This window comes from Bradyrhizobium sp. (assembly GCF_049512235.1).
Taxonomy (GTDB): Bacteria; Pseudomonadota; Alphaproteobacteria; order Rhizobiales; family Xanthobacteraceae; genus Bradyrhizobium.
In genome coordinates this window covers 1-4,142 of sequence record NZ_JBEKXH010000534.1, presented here as the reverse complement: position 1 = coordinate 4,142, position 4,142 = coordinate 1, and the positions used below count along the sequence as shown (strand labels likewise).

Genomic DNA, 4,142 nt, shown 5'->3' with positions numbered 1-4,142 from the left:
CGTCGCGCCGGCATTATTGACGACTCCGTCCAGCCGCCCGAACGCCGCCACCGTCCGCTCGAATGCCGCGAACATCGGGTCGCGCTCACCCACATCCACGCCGATCCCGATCGCCGCATCGCCCAGCGACGCGGCTGCCGCGACGACCGCATCGGCGCCACGGGCAAACAGGGCGACGCGCGCCCCGCCCTCGACCAGCCGTTTCGCCGTCGCGAAACCAATCCCGCGCGAGGCGCCGGTAACGATATAGGTTTTGCCGCTGAAGGATTGGGTCATGCCACCGCCATTAGGTCCGGCGGCAATGTTTCACGCGGAAAAAGTCGGGTCAAATGGTTTCCGGCGGACGCTTCGCCCCACCCAACCTCGACACGCGGGCGCGGTCTGCTATAAGGCGGATCGCAACCTGTTTGCACGGAATTGCCGGTTTAGCTCAGCGGTAGAGCAGCGGTTTTGTAAACCGAAGGTCGGGAGTTCAATCCTCTCAACCGGCACCATAAAACCCCCATTTATTTGACTTCTCGTACATCGGCGACCCGGCCTGCCGCATCCGTCAGCTCGCGATCCGCCGTCATAAGTCGCCAAGTTGGCGCATTACGCCTTCGGCTCCAATGCGCCCTACGAGCCTTCGTCAACAAGACGGCCGAGATTTTGAAACTCGTGCATGACACGTTGCGGCCGACCTCTTATGGCGCGTTCGTGAAACACGGCTCGACTGAGCGTCGATGAACTTCCGCAGGTGCTGTGATTTTGAAATTCGAATCATATCCATATCATCTTTCAGCCTGAGAGACTGCCGGAAATGCCGCCAATGAAATAGGGATTTTCAAGCCGTCATTGCGAGCCACCGGCTCGGCGCAAGGCGCCGTCCGGTGAGCGAAGCAATCCACAGCCGCATACGCCGCGCGATGGATTGCTTCGTCGCAAGGGCTCCTCGCAATGACGGTCGAAGATCCCCTCAGGGTCAGGCTTCGCGACGCGCGCAAGCGCGCAGCTCCCGCGATGATGTAGGACCTGAACTGATAGGTTGCACGGAATCGGTCATCCAGTAACCTCAATCGGCAACTTTTGTGGTTACTATCGCACCGTTTCGACGGTCTTGCGGCCGCGATTGCGACACGGCAAGCCTGATGAAGGACCCCCGCCATGATGAGCCAGGAACAGAACGACCTGATCACCCGGACCGGGCCAAAGGATCCGTGCGGGAAACTGATGCGGATGTACTGGCAGCCGGCGGCGCTGGTTGAGGAGCTGCAGGGCGCGCGCCCGGTCCGGCCGGTAAAAATGCTCGGCGAGAATCTGGTGCTGTTTCGCGACGAGCAGGGCCGTTACGGCCTGATCGAGCGCCATTGCGCCCATCGTGGCGCCGACCTCGCCTTTGGCCGGCTGGAAAACGGCGGTCTGCGTTGCGCCTTTCACGGCTGGCTGTTCGACGCGACCGGCCAATGCCTGGAAACCCCGGCGGAGCCGAAGGACTCGGTGCTGTGCAAAGGCGTCAAGCAGCGGGCTTATCCCGTGGTCGAGAAGAGCGGCATGCTCTGGGCCTGGCTCGGCGAAGGCGAGCAGCCCTCCTTTCCGGAGATCGATGCCTTTGTCGCGCCCGACAGCCACACCTTCGCGTTCAAGGGCCACATCGGCTGCAACTGGCTGCAGGCGCTTGAGGTCGGCATCGATCCTTCGCATGCCTCGTTCCTGCATCGCTTCTTCCAGGACGAGGACCCCGCGGCTGCTTACGGCAAGCAGTTCCGCGGCGCCTCGGCCGGCAGCGACCTGCCGATGACCAGGATTTTGCGCGAACATGGCCGGCCGATCATCAATGTCGAGCAGACCGAATATGGCTTGCGGCTGATCGCGCTACGCGAGATCGACCATGAGCGCACCCATGTCCGCGTCACCAATCAGCTGTTCCCGCACGGTTTTGTCATTCCGATGAGCACCGAGATGACGATCACGCAATGGCACGTGCCGGTCGATGACGAGAACTGCTACTGGTATGCGATTTTTACCAGCTATTCGACGCCGGTCGACAAGCACAAGATGCGCAACCAGCGCCTCGAACTGTACGAGTTGCCCGACTATCGCTCGCGCAAGAACAAATCCAACGATTACGGCTTCGATCCGCAGGAGCAGTTGACCGCGACCTTTACCGGCATGGGCAGCGATATCAACGTGCACGACCAGTGGGCGGTGGAATCGATGGGCGCGATCCAGGACCGCACCCGCGAGCACCTTGGCCAGGCCGACAAGGCCATCGTGCAATATCGCCGCCTGCTGCGGCAGGAAATCGAGACGGTTGCCAAGGGCGCAAAGCCCTTCATGCACCTCGATGCCGCGCATGCGCGCAGCATCCAGGGTCCGGCGACGATGGACGGCATCGGGCCGACGCGGGGCTGGGAAGCCTTCTGGATGGAGGTCGACGTCCTCAGGCGGCGCGGCGCGCCGTGGGCGGCGCCGGTTCCTCCGGAGATCGCCGACAAAGTGCGTAATCTCAGGGCGGTGTAGCGATGGCGCGTCCGGTTCGGCGTCCGGAGGGCGGGCGTTGAGTTTTGTCACACGTCACGGTCTGTGGTCCGACGCGCAGTGGGAGGCGGCGGCGCGCCTGCGGAAAACCGTCGGAGACAGAAAGCTCGAAGTCATCAGGTTTTCGTTCCCCGACCAGCACGGCATTTTGCGCGGCAAGACGCTGGTGGCGAGCGAGGCGCTGGCCGCGCTGGAGAGCGGCTGCCCCATCACCACGACGATGTTCGCCAAGGACACTTCCCATCGCACGGTATTTCCGGTGTTCACATCCGGCGGCGGTTTCGGCATGCCGGAAATGCAGGGCGCCGCCGATGTCCTGATGGTGCCCGATCCCCTGAGCTTTCGCGTGCTGCCGTGGGCATCCGCTTCAGGCTGGCTGTTGTGCGATGTCTTTTTCGCCGACGGGCGCGCGGTGCCGTTCGCGACCCGCCAGCTGTATAAATCCGTGCTCGCGGGGCTCGCGAAGGGCGGCTACGACTTCGTCGCCGGACTCGAAGTCGAGTGCCATATTTTCAAACTCGAAGACGCCAAGATGGCAGCGGAGGATTCCGGTCAGCCGGGTCAGCCGTCCGTGGTCAGCCTGTTATCGCGCGGCTATCAATATCTGACCGAGCAGCGCTACGACCAGATGGAGCCCGTGCTCGAGATTGTCAGGCGCGACCTCGTCGCGCTCGATCTGCCGCTGCGGTCGATCGAGGTCGAGTTCGGTCCAAGCCAGTGCGAATTCACCTTTCTGCCGAAGGTCGGGCTTGAGCCTGCCGACAACATGATCCTGTTGCGCAGCGCGGTAAAACAGATCTGCCGCCGCCATGGTTTTCACGCCACCTTCATGTGCCGGCCGAAACTTCCGAACGTCATGGCGTCCGGCTGGCATCTGCATCAGTCGATCGTCGCGCGCGGAAGCGGCGAGAACGCCTTCATGGCCCAGGACGGCGACGAGCCGTTGAGCCCGTTCGGCCGTGGCTACCTGGCGGGATTGCTGCAGCACGCCCGCGCGGCGGCCGTGTTCACGACCCCGACCATCAATGGCTACAAGCGCTACCGCTCCTATTCGCTGGCGCCGGATCGCGCGAACTGGGGCCGCGACAACCGCGGCGTCATGATCCGGGCGCTCGGCGGACCCGGCGATACCGCGACGCGGCTCGAAAACCGGATCGGCGAGCCCGCGGCCAATCCCTATCTCTACATGGCTTCGCAGATTCTGTCCGGCCTCGACGGCGTCGGTCGCGGGCTCGATCCCGGACCATCGGCGGACACGCCCTATGAGACCGAGGCGGAGCCGCTGCCGAAGAGCCTGCGCGAGGCGGTGTCCGCCTTGAAGGACGATCCGTTCTTTGGCGCGGCGCTCGGCGCGGAGTTCGTCGATTATTACGTCCACATCAAGAACGCCGAAATCGAGCGCTTCGAGGCCGAAGTATCCGACTGGGAGCAGCGCGAATATTTCGAGTTGTTTTGAGCCCTTTCAGATTTCTGATCTGCGCTGCTTCAACAACGAAGGTGAGCTCCCTCTCCCCTTGCGGGAGAGGGTTGGGGCGAGGGGTAGCCGCGAATGCGGTGCCTGTTGCCACCCCTCACCCGGATCGCAGCGCGATCCGACCTCTCCCGCAGGGGGAGAGGTGCACCGA

At 63.3% G+C, this 4,142-nt stretch carries 3 protein-coding genes and 1 tRNA gene; 3 read left to right on the top strand and 1 reads right to left on the bottom strand.

Features of this window, described 5'->3' with window-relative positions; translation table 11 throughout:
• A partial coding sequence (locus ABSG20_RS31185; RefSeq protein WP_423868295.1) for an SDR family oxidoreductase occupies window positions 1-276 on the bottom strand: 276 nt, incomplete at its 3' end.
• 143 nt (window positions 277-419) lie between these two features.
• Here ABSG20_RS31185 and ABSG20_RS31180 point away from each other — a divergent pair.
• From ABSG20_RS31180 to ABSG20_RS31170, 3 genes are all read left to right on the top strand, one after another.
• Window positions 420-494, top strand: a tRNA-Thr gene (locus ABSG20_RS31180).
• A 649-nt stretch (window positions 495-1,143) separates the two neighbouring features.
• Entirely contained in the window at window positions 1,144-2,499 is a 1,356-nt protein-coding gene (locus ABSG20_RS31175) for an aromatic ring-hydroxylating dioxygenase subunit alpha (RefSeq protein WP_423868294.1), read from the top strand.
• Window positions 2,500-2,536: 37 nt separating this feature from the next.
• Window positions 2,537-3,973: a glutamine synthetase family protein gene (locus ABSG20_RS31170; protein WP_423868293.1), complete on the top strand. Its 1,437-nt coding sequence runs from the start codon at window positions 2,537-2,539 to the stop codon at window positions 3,971-3,973.
• Window positions 3,974-4,142 lie beyond the last annotated feature (169 nt).

Excerpts from the sequence above, each read along its gene's own strand:
- ABSG20_RS31175 (WP_423868294.1), top strand. The coding sequence starts at position 1,144 with ATGATGAGCCAGGAACAGAACGACCTGATCACCCGGACCGGGCCAAAG.